General features: G+C 71.0%; 18 protein-coding genes and 1 pseudogene. 10 read left to right on the top strand and 9 right to left on the bottom strand.

The window, feature by feature from the left end; translation table 11 throughout:
* Positions 1 to 276: 276 nt before the first annotated feature.
* The 3 genes and pseudogenes from AB0M26_RS29335 to AB0M26_RS29325 all read left to right on the top strand — a co-directional run.
* A pseudogene (locus AB0M26_RS29335) lies at positions 277 to 774 on the top strand (SDR family NAD(P)-dependent oxidoreductase); the annotation flags it as partial.
* A gap of 11 nt (positions 775 to 785) precedes the next feature.
* Positions 786 to 1,937, top strand: a complete 1,152-nt coding sequence (locus tag AB0M26_RS29330; RefSeq protein WP_365265669.1) for an S-adenosylmethionine:tRNA ribosyltransferase-isomerase — start codon at positions 786 to 788, stop codon at positions 1,935 to 1,937.
* A gap of 484 nt (positions 1,938 to 2,421) precedes the next feature.
* Positions 2,422 to 3,168 (top strand): transglycosylase SLT domain-containing protein, encoded by a 747-nt coding sequence (locus AB0M26_RS29325; RefSeq protein WP_365265667.1) that lies wholly within the window; start codon positions 2,422 to 2,424, stop codon positions 3,166 to 3,168.
* A gap of 306 nt (positions 3,169 to 3,474) precedes the next feature.
* On the opposite strand, the gene AB0M26_RS29320 is transcribed toward AB0M26_RS29325, so the two are convergent.
* Positions 3,475 to 6,129 (bottom strand): FHA domain-containing protein, encoded by a 2,655-nt coding sequence (locus AB0M26_RS29320; protein WP_365265665.1) that lies wholly within the window; start codon positions 6,127 to 6,129, stop codon positions 3,475 to 3,477.
* Positions 6,130 to 6,932: 803 nt separating this feature from the next.
* On the opposite strand from AB0M26_RS29320, the gene serB reads away from it, so the two are divergent.
* Positions 6,933 to 8,168 (top strand): phosphoserine phosphatase SerB, encoded by a 1,236-nt coding sequence (serB, locus tag AB0M26_RS29315; protein ID WP_365265663.1) that lies wholly within the window; start codon positions 6,933 to 6,935, stop codon positions 8,166 to 8,168.
* Between the two features lie 125 nt (positions 8,169 to 8,293).
* On the opposite strand, the gene AB0M26_RS29310 is transcribed toward serB, so the two are convergent.
* The 4 genes from AB0M26_RS29310 to AB0M26_RS29295 form a co-directional block, all read right to left on the bottom strand.
* A complete protein-coding gene (locus AB0M26_RS29310) occupies positions 8,294 to 8,845 on the bottom strand; it encodes a histidine phosphatase family protein (RefSeq protein ID WP_365265661.1) in 552 nt (183 codons plus the stop codon).
* A 295-nt stretch (positions 8,846 to 9,140) separates the two neighbouring features.
* Positions 9,141 to 9,359, bottom strand: a complete 219-nt coding sequence (locus tag AB0M26_RS29305; protein WP_365265659.1) for a hypothetical protein — start codon at positions 9,357 to 9,359, stop codon at positions 9,141 to 9,143.
* 236 nt (positions 9,360 to 9,595) lie between these two features.
* Positions 9,596 to 9,712 (bottom strand): SGM_5486 family transporter-associated protein, encoded by a 117-nt coding sequence (locus tag AB0M26_RS29300; protein WP_365265657.1) that lies wholly within the window; start codon positions 9,710 to 9,712, stop codon positions 9,596 to 9,598.
* A 168-nt stretch (positions 9,713 to 9,880) separates the two neighbouring features.
* Positions 9,881 to 11,284 (bottom strand): MFS transporter, encoded by a 1,404-nt coding sequence (locus AB0M26_RS29295; protein WP_365265655.1) that lies wholly within the window; start codon positions 11,282 to 11,284, stop codon positions 9,881 to 9,883.
* 61 nt (positions 11,285 to 11,345) lie between these two features.
* Between AB0M26_RS29295 and AB0M26_RS29290 the strand changes: the two genes are divergently transcribed.
* A complete protein-coding gene (locus tag AB0M26_RS29290) occupies positions 11,346 to 12,020 on the top strand; it encodes a FadR/GntR family transcriptional regulator (protein ID WP_365265653.1) in 675 nt (224 codons plus the stop codon).
* On the opposite strand, the gene AB0M26_RS29285 is transcribed toward AB0M26_RS29290, so the two are convergent.
* The 3 genes from AB0M26_RS29285 to fabG all read right to left on the bottom strand — a co-directional run bounded on the left by AB0M26_RS29285 (position 11,995) and on the right by fabG (position 14,007).
* Positions 11,995 to 12,327, bottom strand: a complete 333-nt coding sequence (locus AB0M26_RS29285; RefSeq protein ID WP_365265651.1) for a hypothetical protein — start codon at positions 12,325 to 12,327, stop codon at positions 11,995 to 11,997. The two genes, AB0M26_RS29290 and AB0M26_RS29285, sit on opposite strands and share 26 nt — an antisense overlap.
* 190 nt (positions 12,328 to 12,517) lie before the next feature.
* The gene (gene fabI / locus AB0M26_RS29280; protein ID WP_365265649.1) at positions 12,518 to 13,297 is read right to left on the bottom strand and encodes an enoyl-ACP reductase FabI; all 780 of its coding nucleotides are present in this window, start codon (positions 13,295 to 13,297) and stop codon (positions 12,518 to 12,520) included.
* A gap of 5 nt (positions 13,298 to 13,302) precedes the next feature.
* Entirely contained in the window at positions 13,303 to 14,007 is a 705-nt protein-coding gene (gene fabG, locus AB0M26_RS29275; RefSeq protein WP_365265647.1) for a 3-oxoacyl-[acyl-carrier-protein] reductase, read from the bottom strand.
* Between the two features lie 177 nt (positions 14,008 to 14,184).
* Between fabG and AB0M26_RS29270 the strand changes: the two genes are divergently transcribed.
* From AB0M26_RS29270 to AB0M26_RS29250, 5 genes are all read left to right on the top strand, one after another.
* Positions 14,185 to 15,708 (top strand): TldD/PmbA family protein, encoded by a 1,524-nt coding sequence (locus AB0M26_RS29270; protein WP_365265645.1) that lies wholly within the window; start codon positions 14,185 to 14,187, stop codon positions 15,706 to 15,708.
* On the top strand, positions 15,705 to 17,096 hold the full coding sequence (locus tag AB0M26_RS29265) for a metallopeptidase TldD-related protein (protein ID WP_365265643.1): 1,392 nt from the start codon (positions 15,705 to 15,707) through the stop codon (positions 17,094 to 17,096). Before AB0M26_RS29270 ends, AB0M26_RS29265 begins: the two co-directional genes overlap by 4 nt.
* A 60-nt stretch (positions 17,097 to 17,156) precedes the next feature.
* Entirely contained in the window at positions 17,157 to 18,584 is a 1,428-nt protein-coding gene (gene tyrS / locus AB0M26_RS29260; protein WP_365265641.1) for a tyrosine--tRNA ligase, read from the top strand.
* Between the two features lie 225 nt (positions 18,585 to 18,809).
* Positions 18,810 to 19,184 carry a DUF3099 domain-containing protein gene (locus tag AB0M26_RS29255; RefSeq protein WP_365265639.1) on the top strand — a complete coding sequence of 125 codons (375 nt, stop codon included), beginning with the start codon at positions 18,810 to 18,812 and terminating at the stop codon, positions 19,182 to 19,184.
* A 229-nt stretch (positions 19,185 to 19,413) separates the two neighbouring features.
* Positions 19,414 to 19,638, top strand: coding sequence for a hypothetical protein (locus tag AB0M26_RS29250; RefSeq protein WP_365265637.1), 225 nt, complete (start codon positions 19,414 to 19,416; stop codon positions 19,636 to 19,638).
* Here the strand turns inward: AB0M26_RS29250 and moaA are convergent.
* The gene (moaA, locus tag AB0M26_RS29245; RefSeq protein ID WP_365265671.1) at positions 19,621 to 20,610 is read right to left on the bottom strand and encodes a GTP 3',8-cyclase MoaA; all 990 of its coding nucleotides are present in this window, start codon (positions 20,608 to 20,610) and stop codon (positions 19,621 to 19,623) included. The genes AB0M26_RS29250 and moaA overlap by 18 nt on opposite strands.
* Positions 20,611 to 20,721 lie beyond the last annotated feature (111 nt).

The raw sequence follows: 20,721 nt of genomic DNA, 5'->3' as shown, positions 1-20,721 counted from the left end.
CCACGACGAACCGGGACCTGCTACCGGGCACTCCGGTGTCTACCCGGACGGGACTTCCACCCGCGAGCCTGAACCAGCTTTCAGGACGCAACATGGCCTCACCGTACCGGCGGGTGCCGACCGTCGTATCGGACCGGAGCAGGCCCCGGCTTCGGCCCCTGGGCCTAGGCCGAAGTGACCCGGCCGGACGCGACCGCCGGACGAGGCGGGGGCCCGGCCGCCCTTCCTACCGTGTGGAGACCTCGACGGGAGCAACGACGAAAAGGGGTGAGTCGAATGCCGGTTGCGATCATCACGGGGGCTTCGAAAGGGCTGGGCCGGGCTATGGCCGCGGCCCTGGCGGGGCGGGGCTGGGATCTGGTACTGGACGCGCGCTCGCAGGGGCCCCTCGAATCCGCGGCGCAGGAGATCGGCCGGGTGGGTGTGCGGGTCGTGGCGCTGCCGGGGGACGTCACGGATCCGGAGCACCGGGCAGCGCTGGTGTCGGCGGCCCGCGAGCTGGGCGGCCTGGATCTGCTGGTGAACAACGCGAGCGCGCTGGGCGCCGAGCCTCTCGTCCGGCTGGCCGACCTGACGCCCGAGGGCCTGCGTACGGCGCTGGAGACCAACGTGGTGGCGCCGCTCGGCCTGGTGCGCGAGGCGCTGCCACTGCTGGCGGCCGCCTCCGGGGCCGTGATCAACGTGAGCTCGGACGCGGCGGTGGAGGCGTACGGGACCTGGGGCGGCTACGGGGCGTCCAAGGCGGCGCTGGACCAGCTCTCGGCCGCGCTCTCGGCGGCCGAGCGGTGAGCGTGCTGGGGGCGCTGAGGGTCCCCGATGAGCTGTCGGCGCGGCTGCCCGCGGAGCAGCGCGGGAGCGGCCGGGGCCGGGACTCGGTGCGGCTGCTGGTGAGCCGCGGCGCGGAGGTGTCGCACCACGCGTTCCGGGAGCTGCCCGGGCTGCTCGGGGCCGGGGACGTCCTGGTGGTGAACACCTCGCTCACGCTCCCCGCGGCGGTCGACGGGCGGCTCGGGGACGGGCGCGGCGAGAGGGTCGTCGTGCACTTCTCGACGCGCGGGGACGACGGTCGCCGGTCGGTGGAGCTGCGGAGCCCGGACGGGCGGGGCAGCACACGACCACGGCCGGTGGACCGGCCCGGGGTGTTCGTACGCCTGCCGGGTGGAGCGTCGCTGGTACTGGAGGAGCCGGTGGACGGGCCGGGCGGGCGGTTGTGGTGGGCGCGGGTGTCCGGGGCCGAGGTGCCGGAGCTGCTGCGCCGGTACGGGCGTCCGATCCGCTACGCGTACACGCAGCGGGACCAGGCGCTGTCGGTGTACCAGACGGTGTTCGGAGTGGTGTCGCCGGACGGGGACGGGTCGGCGGAGATGCCCAGCGCGGCCCGGCCCTTCACCGCGCCGCTCGTGGCCGAGCTGGTGAGCCGTGGTGTGCACATCGCGCCGGTCACGCTGCACACGGGCGTCGCCTCACTGGAAGCGCACGAGCCGCCGTATCCGGAGCGGTTCGGCGTCCCGGAGGCGACGGCGCGGCTGGTGAACGCCGTGCGCTCGCGCGAGTGGTGCGGGCGCGTCACACACGCGCGGGACGAAATCGGGCGCGGCGAAACCGGGCACGGCGTGGGCGGGAGCGCCGGTTGCGGCCGCGTGGTGGCCGTCGGGACCACGGTGGTGCGGGCTCTGGAGACGGCTGCCCTGCCGTCGGGGCTCGTACGGGCCGCTTCGGGCTGGACGGATCTGGTGGTCACGCCGGAGCGAGGAGTACGGGCGGTGGACGGGCTGCTGACCGGCCTGCACGAGCCGGAGGCCTCGCACCTTCTGATGCTGGCCGCTGTGGCCGGCCCGGAGGCGCCGGCCCGCGCTTACGAAGCGGCTCTGGCACATCGCTATCTATGGCACGAGTTCGGGGATGTGCATCTGATGCTTCCTGCGTCGCCAGGGTGACCTGCGAATTCGCTGCCTCGATTTCCCCGAACCCCGATCGGAGACCCGATTCGGGGTTCCTTTATGCCCGATTTAACCCCACCTGTTCATTTTCCCAGGTCAGTGCACGATTGGGCTGCACACGCTATGCGCATCCGCGAATTCAGAAGGTAAGGCGCACCCTCTTCGATTGTGAGCCGCCCCATGTAACGCACATCACTTACGACCCCTCCTAGTGGGGTCAAAATCCCTGTTACAACCGCTCAACAAAGCTTTTCAACGTATTCCCGGCCTCGGCGCACCCACGATCCGGCGTAGTACATCACACCTTTGCAAGGGCCTTTTGCCGCCGCTAAGAATTCTTCACGTCGCACGGCGCCGCAGAACGAACGCGGCGCTTTTGCCGGACCGGCGAGCGTATCTGCCCCCACCGCTCGGGGGGATTCGCGCGCCTCTCGAAGATCCGGCCTCTGCGGCACCGAGCGATTTGGAAGAGGTCCACTTCATGCCCGTCCCCACGTTCTCCGGTTATCGCCGTCTGACCAAGACCCACAAGCTGTCGGCAGCGGGTGTTGCCGCTGCGGGCGCAGCCGCGGCCCTGGCCTTCACGGTCGTTCCCGGATCGGCCGAGGCCGAGCAGCCGGAGTCCTCCCAGGCGCTCTCCGCCAAGCCGGTCGCCGAGCTTCAGACGGACAGCGTTGGCAAGATCCAGAAGGACAGCGCCACGCAGAAGTCCGCCGAGGCCGCGAAGAAGGCGAAGGCCGAGGCCGAGAAGAAGAAGCTCGCCGACCTTGCGGCGAAGCAGAAGAAGGCCGCTGCGGACATGGCCAAGAAGAAGGCCGCGTTCGCTGCGAAGGCCAAGAAGGCGCACGCCGCCAAGGACGCCGCGAACCGTTCGCAGGTCCGTGCGGCTGTCCCGACGAAGAGCTACCCGAACAACCTCGACGGTTGGATCCGGGAGTCTCTCGACATCATGAAGAAGCACAACATCCCGGGTTCCTACGAGGGCATTCACCGCAACATCATGCGTGAGTCCGGCGGTAACCCGAACGCGATCAACAACTGGGACATCAATGCCCAGAACGGCGTTCCGTCCATTGGTCTGCTGCAGGTGATCAAGCCGACCTTCGACCAGTACCACGTCGAGGGCACCAAGAACTCGCAGTACGACCCGGTGGCCAACATCGTCGCGGCCTGCAACTACGCCGCCGACCGGTACGGCTCCATGGACAACGTGAACTCCGCGTACTGAACGTGGACTCCGCGTACTGAGAGTCGCGACGCACGCGACACTTCAGGAGACCGCGACACGCGCCAGGGCGGCGGCCCCGAGAGGGCGCGGCCGCCCCCGCGCTTTCCCGGGCCACGGACGCGCCGACGCGCATGCCGGGTGGTGGCCCGGGAGCACAGGCGCCACGGACGCGCGTGCGCGGTGGGGCGCCACGGACGCGCGTGCGCGGTGGGGCGCCACGGACGCGCGTGCGCGGTGGGGCGCCACGGACGCGCATGCGTCGGTGGCCCGGGGACGCCGCTACTTGCGCATCACCTACTTGTGCATCTACTTGCGCATCACCTCGGGCTCGTGCCGCCGCAGCAGCCGCTGCACGGCCAGGCCGCACAGAACGCCGATGGTCAGCAGGACGCCCATGTCGAGCAGGTAGGTGCCCGCCGTGTGCTCCCACAGGGGGTCGGGGTTGCCCTTGTCCCACGGCAGCAGCACGTTCAGCTCGGCCGTCGCCCCCATCGCCGAGACCGCCCACCGCGACGGCATCAGCCAGGCGAGCTGCTCCACGCCCGGGGAGTCGTAGAGCTGGAAGAGCACGCCGGTGAAGACCACTTGGACGATGGCGAACATCACCAGAAGGGGCATGGTCTTCTCGGCCGTCTTGACCAGCGAGGAGATGATCAGGCCGAACATCATCGAGGTGAAGCCGAGCGCGGTGATCGCGGCGGCCATCTCGACGGCCGGCAGGTCCTCGAAGAGGACGCCTTCGGCCGGCAGGTCGCGCGAGGCGAAGCCGATCGCGCTGATGATCACGCCCTGGACGGCGGTGATCAGTCCGAGCACCAGCACCTTGGACGCCAGATACGCGGAGCGTGACAGCCCTGTGGCCCGCTCTCGCTCGTAGATCACCCGTTCCTTGATCAGCTCGCGTACGGAGTTGGCCGCACCGGCGAAGCAGGCGCCGACGGCGAGGATCAGCATGATCGTGGAGGCGTCGCGGTTGGTGAACCCCCGGACCGCAGGTCCCCGCGCCAGGCCGAAGTCCGTCGGGATCAAGGTGGAGACCACACCGAGGACGGCCGGGAGCAGCAGCATCAGAGCCATGAAGCCGCGGTCCGAGGCGATCACCGACAGATAGCGCCGGACCAGGGTGAAGAACTGCGCGCCCCAACTCTGCGGCTTGGGCGGCCGGATCTGCTGCGGAGGCGGCATGTGCACGGGCTGCGGGGCGACGGCGTCGAAGTCCGCGGCGTACATCTGGTAGTGCTGCGAGCCGCGCCAGCGGCCCGCCCAGTCGTAGTCGCGGTAGTTCTCGAACGCCGAGAAGACGTCCGCCCAGGTCTGGTAGCCGAAGAAGTTGAGCGCCTCCTCCGGCGGGCCGCAGTATGCCACCGCGCCGCCCGGCGCCATCACCAGCAGCTTGTCGCAGAGGGCCAGCTCGGCCACGGAGTGGGTGACCACCAGGACCGTACGGCCGTCGTCGGCGAGGCCGCGCAGGAGCTGCATCACATCGCGGTCCATGCCCGGGTCGAGGCCGGAGGTCGGCTCGTCCAGGAAGATCAGCGACGGCTTGGTCAGCAGCTCCAGCGCCACCGAGACCCGCTTGCGCTGACCGCCGGAGAGCGAGGTGACCCGCTTCTCCTTGTGGATGTCGAGCTTGAGCTCGCGCAGCACCTCGTCGATTCGGGCGTCGCGCTCGGCCGCCGTGGTGTCCGCCGGGAAGCGGAGCTTGGCCGCGTACTTGAGGGCGGTCCGTACGGTCAGCTCCTTGTGCAGGATGTCGTCCTGCGGGACCAGACCGATGCGCTGGCGCAGCTCGGCGAACTGCTTGTAGAGGTTCCGGTTGTCGTAGAGGACATCGCCCTGGTCGGCCGGGCGGTAGCCGGTGAGCGCCTTCAGCAGGGTGGACTTACCGGAGCCGGAGGGGCCGATGACCGCGATCAGCGACTTCTCCGGGACGCCGAACGAGACGTCCTTGAGGATCTGCTTGCCACCGTCGACCGTGACGGTCAAGTGGCGAGCGGAGAAGGAGATCTCACCGGTGTCGACGAACTCTTCGAGCCGGTCACCGACGAGGCGGAACGTGGAGTGGCCGACGCCGACCGTGTCGTTGGGGCCGATGAGGGCGGCGCCCGACTTGGCCAGCGGCTGGCCGTTGACGTACGTGCCGTTGTGGCTGCCGAGGTCGCGGATTTCGAAGCGGCCGTCGGGTGTGGAGTGGAACTCCGCGTGGTGGCGCGAGACCTGGAGGTCGGAGACGACCAACTCGTTGTCCAGGGCACGGCCGATGCGCATCACGTGGCCGACGGCGAGCTGGTGGAAGCCGGTCGGCCCGCGGTCGCTGTAGCCGGAGGGGGCTCCGCCCTGCCCCGCCCCCGTGGAGGGCTGGTGGTGGGCGCCGCCCTGGTGCGGTCCGTGCGGGGGCTGGTACCCGGCGGGCGGAGCGGCCTGCTGGTGCGGGATGTGCGCCGCCGGGGCGGCCTGCTGCTGCGGCTGCTGGTGAACCTGCTGCTGCGGAGCCTGCGCGGGAGGCTGCTGCGGCGCGGCCTGCTGCCCGGCCCTGCCGGCCGTAGCCTGCTGCGCCTGGTGGGCCACCTGGTGGCCAGCCGCCTGCTGGTGCGCCGGCGCCTGCTGTGCCTGCTGCGGCGCGGACGCCGACGACGGCGCGCCCTTGGCCGCCGCGGCGGAACCGGAGACGGTCAGCCTGGGACCGTCGGTCGCGTTGCCGAGGTGGAGGACCGACCCCGGCCCGATCTCCACGTGCTGGATCTTCCGGCCCTGCAAATACGTGCCGTTGGTGCTTCCGTGGTCGTGGAGCACCCAACTGCCGCCGCCCCAATGGACGGTGGCGTGCCTCCAGGACACTCTCGCGTCGTCGACCACCACGTCGCCCTGCGGGTCACGCCCCAGCGTGTACGACCGTGACGCATCGAGCGTCCAGGTCCGTCCGTTCAATTCCAGTACGAGTTCCGGCACTCCATGCCCCACTAGTTGTCCCCCGAGTGACCCCTGCAACGGAGTCTAGGGATGGCGAACATCGTGAGGAACTATTTCAGGCTCAGTCGCACAACTGAAAGTCGCCCCGTGGCGTGTTCGCACCCTTGCGTCGGCGACTCATGAGAAACGCCCCGGAGCGCTGCATCCGCCCATGGATCGCCCTCGATCATGAGCAATCGGCTCAACTCGGCGCCCCGAACGGCGAGGACGGGGTGGAGGCGGGGCGCGAGGGAGATGGGAGAGGCCCCGGCCGGCCGTCGATATCACGCCATGCCTGCGTGCCGCCCCACACCCGAGCCGGGGCGGCAGGCGGCGGCCGTCGCGGTGGGCGGGCGCCCCAGCCATGTGCTCACGATCGGCGAGGGCAGCATCGGCCCTGGAGCTGCGGGGAGGGGGAGGGTGGGCCGGTCCCGTACGGACGCGGGCCGGCCCCGTACGGACGCGGGGCGGCCCCGTACGGACGCGGGGCGGCCCCGTACGGACGCGGGGCGGTACCGCACGGACCCTTGGCCCGTCCCGTACCCCCGCGGAGACGATCCCATCCCGTACCCCGGCAGAGCCGGCCCCGTACGGACGCGGAGCCGGTCCCGTACGGAGCCGGTCCCGTACGCGCGGCGAACCAGGAACCGTACGAGCCGCGAGCCGGGACCGAGGTCCGCGACCGGCCCTTGCCCCTCCCCACCGGGGCCCTCCCCCGTGCCGCGTCCCGCCTCCCCCGCCCCGCCCGCTGGGACCGTCCGCAGAGCGGGACAGGTGGGGCGGGCAGCACCGCGGACGGATACGGTGGAAGCACCATGAGCGCATCGCAGAACACCCCTGCCGCGGCCGTACCGGGCGACGACACCCCCACCCTCCTCGTCAAGATCTTCGGGAAGGACCGTCCGGGCATCACGGCCGGGCTCTTCGACACCCTCGCCGCCTTCGCGGTCGACGTCGTCGACATCGAGCAGGTGGTTACCCGGGGACGGATAGTGCTGTGCGCACTGGTCACGGCACCGGCGTCGGTGAGTGCCACCGAGGGTGACCTGCGCTCCACGGTCCACGGCTGGGCCGAGTCGATGAAGCTCCAGGCCGAGATCATCTCGGGCCGGGGCGACAACCGGCCGCGCGGAACCGGCCGTTCGCACGTCACCGTGCTGGGACGACCGCTGACCGCCGAGTCCGCGGCGGCCATCGCGGCGCGCATCACCGGGGCGGGCGGCAACATCGACCGGATCTTCCGGCTGGCGAAGTACCCGGTGACGGCGGTGGAGTTCGAGGTGTCGGGCGCCCAGACCGGGCCGCTGCGCACCGCCCTGGCCACGGAGGCCGCCGCCCGCGGGGTCGACGTAGCGGTCGTCTCCTCGGGTCTGCAGCGCCGGGCCCAGCGCCTGGTCATCATGGATGTGGACTCCACTCTCATCCAGGACGAGGTGATCGAGCTCTTCGCGGAACACGCGGGAGTCGGGGCCGAGGTCGCCGACGTGACGGCGGCCGCGATGCGCGGCGAGCTGGACTTCGAGCAGTCGCTGCACGCGCGGGTGAAGCTGCTCGCGGGGCTGGACGCATCCGTCGTCGACAAGGTGCGCGCCGAGGTCCGGCTGACCCCCGGCGCCCGTACGCTCATCCGCACCCTCAAGCGCCTCGGCTACCAAGTCGGTGTCGTCTCGGGCGGATTCACCCAGGTCACCGACGACCTCAAGGAGCGGCTTGGGCTGGATTTCGCCTCGGCCAACACCCTTGAGGTGGTGGACGGCAAGCTCACCGGCCGGGTGGTCGGCGAGGTCGTGGACCGTGCGGGCAAGGCCCGTCTGCTGCGGCGCTTCGCCGCCGAGGCGGGGGTGCCGCTCGCGCAGACGGTGGCCATCGGCGACGGCGCCAATGACTTGGACATGCTGAACGCGGCGGGGCTGGGGGTGGCCTTCAACGCGAAGCCGGTCGTGCGCGAGGCGGCCCACACCGCCGTCAACGTGCCGTTCCTCGACACCGTTCTCTATCTGCTGGGCATCACGCGCGAAGAGGTCGAGACCGCGGAGACCGACGACGGCTGAGCCGGGCCTCGGCGGGCTCACGGCGACCGCAAGAGGAGAGGCCCCGGCGCGCGTGTGTCGCGCCGGGGCCCTGCGTTGAGCGGACTCGCGGTCTCCCGCGGGGCTCGCGAAGTCCGCTGGGCTGTCTAGTCGTGCGGCGCCCAGTAGTCGAGCAGCTTCCCGACACCGTGTTCCACCGACTTCCACGAGCCGTTGAAGCCGACGACAGCCACCGCCGCCGTCGGGAACCCGCCCCGGTTCATCCGTACCGCCGCGTCTCCCTCGGCCTCGCCCGCGAGGGCGTCGGCGAGCGCGTGCATGCCCGGGTTGTGCCCGACGAGGAGCAGGTCCCGCACGTCGTCGGGGGTCTCGTTGAGGAGGGCGATGAGCTCGCCGAGCGAGGCTTCGTAGAGCCGCTCCTCGTAGACGGTCCTCGGCCGCTCGGGCAGCTCGTGCACCACGAGCTTCCAGGTCTCGCGGGTACGGGTGGAGGTTGAGCAGAGGGTGAGGCCGGGGCTGATGCCGGTCCCGGCGAGCCAGCGCCCGGCGACCGGCGCTTCCTTGCGGCCGCGCTCGGCGAGCGGACGTTCGTGGTCGGACACCTGCGGCCAGTCGGCCTTGGCGTGCCGGAGGAGGACGAGCCTGCGGGTCTCCGGGGATCCTGGGGTGCTTTCCGGGGGAGTTGCAGCGACGCTCATGCGTCCCAGCTTCGCATGAAACCCGCGGTGGGGCGCGGGGTGTTGGGAGGTCACCCGGGAAAGGTGACCTGCGCACGCCCACCGGGCCGTACGGGACCGACGCATACGAATCGGCGCATACGGACCGGTGTGCAGGGGCGGGCGCACACGGGGCGAGCGGCGCCGGCGGGCATGCCCGGCGCCGCGTGCGGCGGTCGGTGCACGGTCTCAACCGAGCCGGGTGCACAGTCTCAACCGAGCCGGGGGCGCGGTCTCAGCCGAGCCGGGTGCGGTCTCAACGACCGGGTCCACGGTCTCAGCCGAGCTGATGGAGCAGGATTTCCCGGGCCCGGTCCAGTGCGTGGACGAGCACGGGCTGCGGTCCTGCCGCCGCGTGCGCCTCGGCCGGCCCGGCGATCAGGAGCAGCAGCGCGGCAAAAGCCACGGCGGGCAGCGCAATGGCCCACCACGGCAACCGGATCTCGTAGGCGTCGCGCGACGGGGGTGCGGTGCGGCTCTGTGCGGGGGCCCGCATGGGGACCACCTCCGTGGAGTCCGTCGGGTGGCGCGGCCGCCTGCCACGACCGCGCCGGCCGCTTCGGCGCGGCTACGAAGAACCTACGGAAGGAAGATCGCCGGGCCCATCCGGTGATCCACCCACTTCACCCTGACTCCGTCCCCCTAGGGGATGGTGGTGCCTGCCCACCCCCGCCCCGCGCCGGGCGCGGGGGTGGTGCGCCGGGTGCACGGATGTGCACGAGCCCGGGTCGTTCAGGGCGAGGCGATGGACGCGATCACGCCGATGACGACCGTGATGAGAAGCATCACGCCGAGGATGGTGAGCAGCTTCCTCTGGCTGTTCTGCGGGTTCGGTTCGAGGACGGGCATGCGCACCAGTCTCGCACCCGGTCCCGGGAGCGGGAGACGCAGGGGTGCGCCGTCCCGGCCTGTCCCCCGCACGCCACGCCGCGGGCGATCGCACGCCGTACGGTCCGCCTGCGCGCGCCCGTACCGCCCACCGGACTGCCGGTACTGCCCGTCCTGCCCGTACGCGGCTCAGGCGGCCCCCGTCATGGCCGCGCGCTCGTCCTCGACGGTCCGGTTGCGCCCCGCCAGAAAGCCCAGCACGATCTGCGGCACCATCAGCGCGGTCATCAGCGCGAGCGGCAGCCCCCATCCGCCGCTGTGCTGGTAGAGCACGCCGATCAGCAGCGGTCCGGGGACCGAGATGAGGTAGCCGGTGCTCTGCACGAAGGCGGACAGGCCGGTCACCCCGGCGCCGGTCCGCGAGCGCATCCCGATCAGCGTGAGGACCAGCGGGAAGGCGCAGTTGGAGATCCCGAGCAGCAGCGCCCAGGCCCAGGCTCCGGCAGCAGGGGCGAAGAGCAGGCCCGCGTAACCGGACAGCCCGCACAGGCCCAGTGTCACGGCGATCGCGCCCTGGTGCCGCAGACGGGCGGCGATCTGCGGCAGCACGAAGGACAGCGGAACCCCGAGACCCATGGTCACGGCGAGCAGCACCCCGGCGGTGGAGGCCGGGACTCCGGCATCCCGGAAGATCTGCGGGAGCCAGCCCATGGTGATGTACGCAGCGGTGGCCTGGAGGCCGAAGAAGCAGGCCAGCGACCAGGCGATGCGGCTGCGGACGGGGTTGAAGGGCAGCTCCCGCCGGCCCGCCGGTGCGGTCACCGGGGCCGCCGCCGTCGCGGCCGGCTCTCCGGCGCCCCGCCTGTCGCGGAGCAGCAGCCAGGGCACGGCGGCGAGTACAGCGGGCACGGCCCACGCCACCAGCCCGGTGCGCCAACTTCCGCCCAGGGCATCGGTCATGGGCACGGTGACAGCGGCGGCGAGCGCCGTACCGAGGGCCACGGCCATCGAGTACAGACCGGTCATCGAGCCGACCCGGTCGGGGAACCAGCGCTTGACGATCACCGGCATGAGGACATTGCTGACGGCGATGCCCGCGAGCGCCAGAGCGCTGGCGGCGAGGAAGCCGGTGGTGCCGCCCGCCCACGGCCGTATGAGCAGTCCGGTCGCTATCGCGGCCATCCCGGCGCAGACGACCGCGCCCGGGCCCCAGCGGCGTGCGGCCTTGGGTGCGATCACCCCGAACGCGGCGAAGCAGAGCGGCGGTACGGACGTGAGCAGCCCGGCGACGCTTCCGCTCATCCCGAGCCCGTCGCGGACCTCTTCGAGCAGCGCGCCGAGGCTGGTGATGGCCGGGCGCAGGTTGAGGGCGGCCAGGACGAGTCCGGTGATGACAGGGGGAGTGATCCGGCGGATGGCGGCCTTCGTGGTGGTCCCGGCCTCCTCGGTCGCGCCCCCGGCCGTCTCTCCTGCCCTGCCGACAGCGGTGGTCCCCACCGCTCCCCGGTCCCTGGTCGCGGTACCCCGGTCCGTCGTGCGGGCCGGGGCGGGGGCTGTCGTTGGGGTCTCGTCGGCTGCCATGGCAGCCATCATAGAATCATGGGATGATTGCCTGTCCAATCCTCCGACGCCCCGTCTCACGTTCAGGAGAGCCATGCCGCTGACCACCACTCGCCGCTCCGCGCTCTCCGACCAGGTGATCACGGCCCTGCGGAACCAGATCACCTCCGGCGAATGGCCGGTCGGCTTCCGGATCCCGACCGAGCCGGAGCTGGTGGAGCAGCTCGGCGTCGCCCGCAACACCGTCCGCGAGGCCGTCCGGGCCCTCGCGCACAACGGGCTCCTCGACATCCGGCAGGGCTCGGGCACGTACGTGATCGCGACCAGCGAGCTGGCCGGGGTCATGCACCGGCGCTTCGCCGGGGCCGATCCACGCCACATCGCCGAATTGCGCAGCACCCTGGAGGCATCCGCGGCACGGCTGGCCGCCCAGCGCCGCACCGAGCGCGATCTGCAGCAGCTCGACGCCCTGCTGCGACGCCGCGAGGAGGCGTGGGAGTCGGGGGACGCGGAGGCGTTCGTGGCGGCCGACAGCACCTTCCATCTCGCGGTCGTGGCGGCCTCGCACAACGAGGTGATGTCCGAGATCTACGCCGACCTGGGCGATGTCGTACGCGAGTGGCTGCGCAGCGACGTCGGGCGGGAGCTGCGCCCCGAGCGCCATGTGGATCACGCGCGGCTGGTGCGGGCGATCCGGGAAGGGGACGCGGAGAGCGCGGCCGCCGAGGCGGCGAGCTACTCGTTCATGTGCCAGAGCGGTGGTGAGTGACCCAGGCCCTGCGGATCTCCATCCAGCAGCGGCCCGTCATCTCGACGGTCTCCGCGGGCCCGGCCTCGGCGGGCTCGGTGTCGATGTCCGGATCCCACCAGCGCTCGCACTCGATGTGCAGCTGGACGGCGTCGTTCGCGGTGTACGGATTGTGGCAGCTCACCGTGGCGCGGGAGCCGTGGACGTAGGTCCTGCACGTGGCGCCGAAGGGCTCCTCCTCCCCGCCGGTGCGGGCCACGGCCGCGGGCGGAGCGAGCCCGGCGACCAGGGCCAGGGCCAAGACGGCGAGACGACGAAGCCTGCGCAACCCGGACCTCCTCGGCCGTACCACGGCGGACCCGCCGCTGAGCACCACAAGGGGGAAGCACCACAGGGGGCCGTACTCCGTTCAGCGTGGACGCCGCGGCGCCGCGGCGCTCCCGGGCTGGGCCGAACGGGCGACGCCCCGGCCTCCGCGAAGGAGACCGGGGCGTCGGTGTCCCGAGGCCGAGGCCGGATCAGGCACCCATCATGTGCACGCCGCCGTCGACGTGGACGATCTCGCCGGTGGTCTTGGGGAACCAGTCGGAGAGCAGCGCGATGACACCGCGCGCGGCCGGCTCCGGGTCCGCGAGGTCCCAGCCGATGGGGGCGCGAGTGTTCCACACGTCCGCCAGCTCGTCGAAGCCCGGGATGGACTTGGCCGCCATCGACTTGATCGGCCCGGCCGAGACCAGGTTGCAGCGGATCCCCTTGGCGCCGAGGTCACGGGCCAGGTAGCGGGAGGTGGCCTCCAGGGCCGCCTTGGAGACTCCCATCCAGTCGTACTTCGGCCACGCCATCTGCGCGTCGAAGTCCATGCCGACGACCGAACCGCCGCGCTTCTCCAGCAGCGGGAGCACCGCCATCGTCAGGGACTTCAGCGAGTAGGCCGAGACCTCGACGGCCGTGGCGACCGACTCCCAGCCGGTGTTGAGGAAGTTGCCCCCCAGCGCGTCCTGTGGCGCGAAGCCGATGGAGTGCACGACGCCGTCGAGGGAGGCGTCCGGGCCGAAGTGCTCGGCGACCTTGCCCGCCAGGCTCTCCAGGTGCTCCTTGTCCTGCACGTCGAGTTCGATGACCGGGACGGGCTTGGGCAGCCGCTTGGCGATCCGCTCGACCAGGCTCAGCCGCCCGTAGCCGGTGAGGACCACGTCGGCGCCCTCTTCCTGGGCGAGCTTGGCGACGTGGAAGGCGATCGAGGAGTCGGTGAGGACCCCGGTGACGAGGATGCGCTTTCCGGCGAGGATTCCGCTCATGTCGTTCAGTGACCCATGCCCAATCCGCCGTCAACGGGGATGACGGCTCCAGTGATGTACGAGGCTTCGTCCGAGGCGAGGAAGCGCACGGTGGCGGCGATCTCCTCGGGCTGCGCGTACCGGCCGAGCGGCACCTGGCTCATGATGTTCTGCCGCTGCTCGTCGCCCAGCGCCTTCGTCATGTCGGTGTCGACGAAGCCGGGCGCGACGACGTTGAAGGTGATGTTGCGGGAACCGAGTTCGCGGGCGAGCGAGCGGGCGAAACCGATCAGACCGGCTTTGGACGCGGCGTAGTTCGCCTGGCCTGCCGACCCGAGGAGACCGACCACGGAGGAGATCAGCACGACGCGGCCCTTCTTGGCGCGCAGCATGCCGCGGTTGGCGCGCTTCACCACACGGAAGGTCCCGGTGAGGTTGGTCTCCAGGACGGCGCCGAAGTCCTCCTCGGTCATACGCATCAGCAGCTGGTCGCGGGTGATGCCCGCGTTGGCCACGAGCACCTCGACCGGGCCGTGCCGCTCCTCGATCTCCTTGTAGGCCTGCTCGACCTGTTCCGCATCGGTGATGTCGCAGCGGACGGCCAGGAAGCCCTCCGGCGGCTCACCCGAGCGGTACGTTATGGCGACCTTGTCGCCGGCATCGGCGAAGGCGCGGGCGATGGCGAGGCCGATGCCCCGGTTTCCTCCGGTGACGAGAACCGAGCGGCTCAACGGATCACCCTTTCAGTAGTGGTCGGCTACCACGAAAACTATCGGTCCGCGGCCCGTGACGGAGAATCCGGGCCCGACAGGGGCATCCGGCGCACACTGTCGGGTCCCTACAGAAAACACTGGGCAGCCACCCCCGTGACACGACATGATCGGTTACGACGACAACGGGAGGATGCCGTGCCCTATTCCATCGACGAGTCCTTCAGGGCGCTGCCGCTGCGCGCGCTCGCCGACGCGGCGCTCGCACGCGCCCGTTCACTGGGCGCCGATCACGCCGACTTCCGCTTCGAGCGGATCCGCAGCGCCGCGTGGCGGCTGCGGGACGCAAGACTCGCGGGCTCGTCGGACACCACGGACCTGGGGTATGCGGTGCGTGTGGTGCACGGCGGTTCATGGGGTTTCGCTTCGGGCGTGGACATGACTCCGGACGCGGCGGCGCGGGTCGCGAGCCAGGCCGTGGCGATGGCGAAGCTGTCGGCACAGGTGATCGCTGCGGCCGGATCGGACGAGCGGGTGGAGCTGGCCGACGAGCCGGTGCACGCCGACCGGACGTGGATCTCCGCGTACGACATCAACCCCTTCGATGTGCCCGATGCCGACAAGACCGGGCTGCTGGCGGAGTGGAGCGGCCGACTGCTCGCGGCACCGGGCGTCGACCATGTGGACGCGGGGCTGCTGACCGTCCAGGAAAACAAGTTCTACGCCGACACGGCCGGCACCACCACCACCCAGCAGCGCGTCCGTCTCCACCCCCACCTCACCGCCGTCGCAGTCGACCCGAAGAGCGGCGAGTTCGACTCGATGCGCACCATCGCCCCGCCTGTCGGGCGCGGATGGGAGTACATGACGGGCACCGGCTGGGACTGGGACGGCGAGCTCGCGGAGATTCCCGGGCACCTGGCGGAGAAGCTGCGCGCGCCGAGCGTCGAGGCGGGGGCGTACGACCTGGTCGTCGACCCGTCGAATCTGTGGCTGACGATCCATGAGTCGATCGGCCACGCCACCGAGCTGGACCGGGCTCTGGGATACGAAGCGGCCTACGCCGGCACTTCGTTCGCCACCTTCGACCAGCTCGGCACGCTCACGTACGGCTCCGAGATCATGAACGTGACCGGGGACCGGACCGCCGAGCACGGTCTTGCCACCATCGGCTACGACGACGAGGGCGTGGCCGCGCAGTCCTGGGACCTGGTCAGGGACGGCATCCTCACCGGCTACCAACTCGACCGCAGGATCGCCCGGTTGACCGGGTTCGAGCGGTCCAACGGCTGCGCCTACGCGGACTCCCCCGGCCATGTGCCCGTCCAGCGGATGGCGAACGTCTCGCTGCAGCCCGCGCCCGGCGGCCCCTCCACCGAGGAGCTCGTCTCCGGTGTGGAGCGGGGCATCTACGTCGTCGGGGACCGCTCGTGGTCCATCGACATGCAGCGCTACAACTTCCAGTTCACCGGGCAGCGCTTCTTCCTCATCGAGAACGGCCGGCTCGCCGGGCAGCTCCGCGATGTCGCCTACCAGGCGACCACGACCGACTTCTGGGGCTCGATGGCGGCCGTGGGCGGGCCGCAGACCTACGTCCTGGGCGGCGCGTTCAACTGCGGCAAGGCCCAGCCCGGCCAGGTCGCCGCCGTCAGCCACGGCTGCCCTTCCGCGCTGTTCCGCGGCGTCAACATCCTCAACACCACGCAGGAGGCCGGCCGATGAGCCGTACGACCGCACCGCATGAGGTCGTCGAGCGCGCCCTCGCACTGTCCCGCTCCGACGGCTGCGTGGTGATCGCGGACGAGGAGTCGACGGCGAATCTGCGCTGGGCCGGCAACGCGCTGACGACGAACGGCGTGACGCGCGGACGTACCCTCACCGTCATCGCCACGGTGAACGGCGCGCAGGGCACGGCGTCCGGCGTCGTCTCGCGCGGCGCCGTCACCGCCGAGGAGTTGGAACCGCTGGTGCGGGCCGCCGAAGCTGTGGCGCGCGACGCGGGCCCGGCCGAGGACGCCCAGCCCCTCGTCGAGGGCGCACCTGCCTCCGCCGCTTTCACCGAGGCCCCTGCCGAGACCTCCTCCGAGGTGTTCGCCGCCTTCGCGCCCGCGCTCGGGGAGGCGTTCGCGCGGGCCCGCGCGGGCAGCCGGGAGCTGTACGGCTTCGCACGCCACGAGATGGTCTCCAGCTACCTCGGCACGTCCAGCGGGCTGCGGCTGCGTCACGACCAGCCCACCGGCACGCTCGAACTCAACGCCAAGTCCCCGGACCGTACGCGTTCGGCCTGGGCGGGTCGGGCCACCCGTGATTTCAGGGACGTCGATCCGGCCTCGATGGACGCCGATCTCGCGCAGCGGCTGGCCTGGGCGGAGCGGCGTGTGGACCTGCCCGCCGGCCGCTACGAGACGCTGCTGCCGCCCTCGGCCGTGGCGGACCTCCTCGTCTACCAGTTGTGGTCGTCCTCGGCGCGGGACGCGGTAGAGGGCCGGAACGTCTTCAGCAAGCCCGGCGGCGGCACCCGCATCGGCGAGAAGCTCTCCGAGCTACCGCTGACGCTGCGCAGCGACCCGCGAGAGCCGGGCCTGGAAGCGGCGCCTTTCGTGCTGGCGCACGCCTCCGGCGACGACACCTCGGTCTTCGACAACGGTCTGCCGCTGGCCCCGACCGACTGGATGCGGGACGGCGAGCTGACCCGGCTGCTCACCAGCCGGCACACCGCCGGGCTGACCCGCCTCCCCGTCGCCCCCGGCATCGACAACCTGATCCTCGACGCGGGCGGTACGCGCTCGCTGGAGGAGATGACCGCGAATACCGAGCGCGGACTGCTGCTGACCTGCCTCTGGTACATCCGCGAGGTCGACCCGGCCACGCTGCTGCTCACCGGGCTCACCCGGGACGGTGTCTACCTCGTCGAGAACGGCGAGGTGACCGGCGCGGTGAACAACTTCCGCTTCAACGAGTCCCCGGTGAGCCTGCTGTCGCGGGCCTCGGAGGCGGGCCGCACGGAGCGGACGCTGCCGCGCGAGTGGAGCGACTGGTTCACGCGGTCTGCGATGCCCGCCCTGCGCGTCCCGGACTTCAACATGAGTTCCGTCAGCCGGGGCGTGTGAACGAACCGCATAGAATCGGCCCAGTCCTCCTTCCGACCCGACCACCTCCACAGGAACGCCATGACACGCCTCGGCGACTCCGTCGCTCGCACCCGCGACCTGCTGGTGCAGGACCTCTCTTCCGACAAGACCGTCGAGCAGTTGCTCACGGAGACGAAGGCGAGGCGCTATCTGGACCTGTCGGACCTGTCGGCGAAAGAACAGGCGGAGCTGATCGCCTCGCGTACGGTCGAGGTGCTGCCGGCGGTCGCCAAGCTGGCCGAGCGGATCGAGGAGCGCCGGGCCGAGGGCCGCGGGCTGCACATCAAGCTCGGCATCGACCCAACGGCCACCGATGTGCACCTCGGCCACGCGGTGCCGCTGATCATCCTCAGCCGGTTCCAACGGCTGGGCCACGATGTCACGCTGATCATCGGTGACTTCACGGCCAGGATCGGCGACCCCTCCGGGCGTACGGCGGAGCGCCCGCCGCTGACCGACGAGGACATCGCGGCCAACCTCGCGGGCTACCGGGAGCAGGTGCGGCCGTTCTTCGACTTCGAGAAGGTCAGCTTCCGCCAGAACAGCGAGTGGCTCGCGCCGTACACCTTCCCCGAGCTTCTCGGGCTGCTCACCCAGGTGCCGGTCTCGACGCTGCTGCAGCGCGACGACTTCCGCAACCGTCTGGCGTCGGGCGCCGGGCTGACGATGACCGAGATGCTCTACCCCATCGCCCAGGGCCTGGACTCGGTGGCCCTGAACTGCGACGTCGAACTGGGCGGCGCGGACCAGCTGCTGAATCTGCAGATGGGCCGAAGGCTCATGGAACTCAAGGGGTTGCAGCCGCAGCTCGTCGTCACCATGCCGCTCATCGAGGGCACGGACGGCTCGGGCGCCAAGATGTCGAAGTCCAAGGGCAATTACGTCGGACTGACCGCGACCGCGGACGATGTCTTCGGCAAGATCATGTCGGTGCCCGACCGGCTGATGGAGCCGTATCTGAAGGCCTGGACCGAGTGGACGGACGAGGAGGTCGCGCTCGCGCTGTCCCGGATCGAGGAGAAGTCACTGCACCCCATGGACCTCAAGAAGGTCCTCGCGGGCGAGGTCGTGGCAGCCCTGTACGGCGTAGAGGCGGCGATGGCGGCGCGCGCGGGCTTCGTCGCCCAGTTCTCGAAGAAGGCCTTCGCCGAGGTCGAGTCCCTGCCATCGGTCGACACCGCCGAGCACGGCACCGAGACCGTGGCGGCCGTCCTGACCAAGGTGCTGGAGTTCACGCAGAGCGCCTCGGCCGCCCGCCGGCTCGCCAAGCAGAACGGCCTGCGGCTGGTCGTGGAGGCCGACGGCGGCCAGCGGACGTTCGTGCTCGACGAGGCCGCGGCCACCCGGCCGCTGGCCGAGTCGGTGGGGCAGACCCTGGCCGGTGCCGGCCTGTCCGTGTCCGCGGGCACGGTGTACCTCAAGGCCGGGCGCAAGATCGCGGAACTGCGGGGCTTGGCAGGCGCGTAGATTCTGCGGGGGCTTCTGAGGCGGCGGCCCGGCCGGATGCGTCCCCGGTGCGCGTACGGCGGCCGCGGCCGCCCCCTCGGGCCCGGCACGGCCGGTACCGGACGTGCCCACGGGCTGTACGCGACCGGCTCGCCGGGGCCCGGTCTCCTGCGCAGTGCGGCGGCGTACCGTGGAAGATGTCCGGGACCGGGGCGGTACCGGCGGATGCGCAGGTGGTGAAGCGGGATGCGGAAGCACAGCGGCCCCAAGGTCTTCCGGATCACCGGGGCCCGCGCGGGGCTGGCCGACGACGTCAAAGGCCGGCAGCGGCGCTATGTCATCTCGATGTCCGTGCGCACGGTCTCCTTCCTCCTGGCCGTGGCGCTGTGGAACATCGAGCGGCATGTGGCGATCGTTGCCCTTGTGCTGGGCTTCATCCTCCCGTACATCGCCGTGGTCATCGCCAACGCGGGCCGGGAGAACGCCCCTTCGGTGCCCGACTCCTTCATCGCGACGCCGGTCCCGCCCATGTTGGAGAGCGATGCACGCAGTGGACCGCCCGGGCAAGTGGCGGAGCAGAACGGGGCCGAGGAGAAAGAGCGGTCGCGGGATGAGAGCTGATTTCGAGCGAGTGTGACCGCAGTCTGCATAGCTCAAGAAAAGCTCAGATCAATCATGTGGATCGGCTGCCCCGGCCAGGGTCCCCCGTGCCATACTGCGTACGCGCTCCGCATCCCCCGTCGGAGCGACGGACCGACGCCGGGCGGCTCCCCCCGTGGCTGCCCGGCGTCGCCATGTTCACAGGGCCCGGGCACGCCGCTCCGCCGGGGCGGAGGCAGACTGAAGGACTGTGAACGACGAAACTCCGATCTGCTCGGCCAAGGGGTGCCGTACCGCCGCGGTGTGGGTGCTGGCCTGGAACAACCCGAAGATCCACACGCCGGAGCGCCGGAAGACCTGGCTGGCGTGCGAGGAGCACCGCGAGCACCTGTCGGCCTTCCTCGGCGTGCGGAACTTCCTCAAGGACGTGGTCTCGCTGGAGGAGTGGGAGCGGAGGTCAGCCGCCGATGGCTGACATGGGGCGGTCCGGCTGAAGGAAGGACGGGTCGTCAAGCCCCGATCCTGCCTTCTTGCCCCACATCGCGAGCTTCCACCGCTCCGCGATCTCCTCGTCGGCCGCACCGGATCGCAGCAGCTCGCGCAAGTCCGTCTCCTCGCGGGCGAACAGGCACGTACGGACCTGGCCGTCGGCGGTCAGCCGGGTGCGGTCGCAGGCCCGGCAGAACGGGCGGGTGACCGAGGCGATCACCCCGACGCGCGCGGGACCGCCGTCGACAAGCCAGCGCTCGGCTGGGGCCGAGCCGCGGGCCTCGCCCCCCTCGGGGGTGAGGGCGAAGCGGGTGCGCAGACTCGCCAGGATGTCGCCCGCGGTGATCATGCTGTCGCGCTTCCAGCCGTGCTGGGCGTCGAGCGGCATCTGCTCGATGAAGCGCAGCTCGTAGTCGTTCGCCACGGCCCAGGCGAGGAGTTCGGGGGCCTCGTCCCCGTTGAGCCCCGGCATGAGAACGGTGTTGACCTTGACCGGGGTGAGACCGGCGGCGCGGGCCGCGTCCAGCCCGTCCAGCACGTCCTGGTGGCGCTTGCGGCGGGTGAGGGCCCGGAAGACCTCGGGGCGGAGCGTGTCGAGCGAGACGTTGACCCGGTCCAGACCGGCGTCCTTGAGGGCCTGTGCGGTGCGCCGCAGACCAATGCCGTTGGTGGTCAGGGACATCTGGGGGCGCGGCTCCAGAGCGGCGCACCGCTCGACGATGCCGACGAGACCGGGGCGCAGCATGGGCTCGCCGCCCGTGAAGCGGACCTCGGTGACTCCGAGGTCGGTGACGGCGTTACGGATGAGGCGGACGATTTCGTCGTCGCTGAGGAGTTCGGACTTGCCCAGCCACTGCAGGCCCTCTTCCGGCATGCAGTAGGTGCATCGGAGATTGCACTTGTCGGTCAGCGAAACACGCAGGTCGGTGGCCACACGACCGTATGTGTCCATCAGCACCTGGGCCACTCCCCGACCCTCACCGACGATGTTGGCGGCGACCGTGCGCGGCTCCTGGAGCGCGTTGTCCCAGTGGTGTACGAGCAGGCGCACCCCGTAGCGGCCGGACGG

Source organism: Streptomyces sp. NPDC051776 (assembly GCF_040681345.1).
In the GTDB taxonomy this organism is placed as follows: domain Bacteria; phylum Actinomycetota; class Actinomycetes; order Streptomycetales; family Streptomycetaceae; genus Streptomyces.
This window is presented reverse-complemented; position numbering and strand designations above follow the sequence as displayed.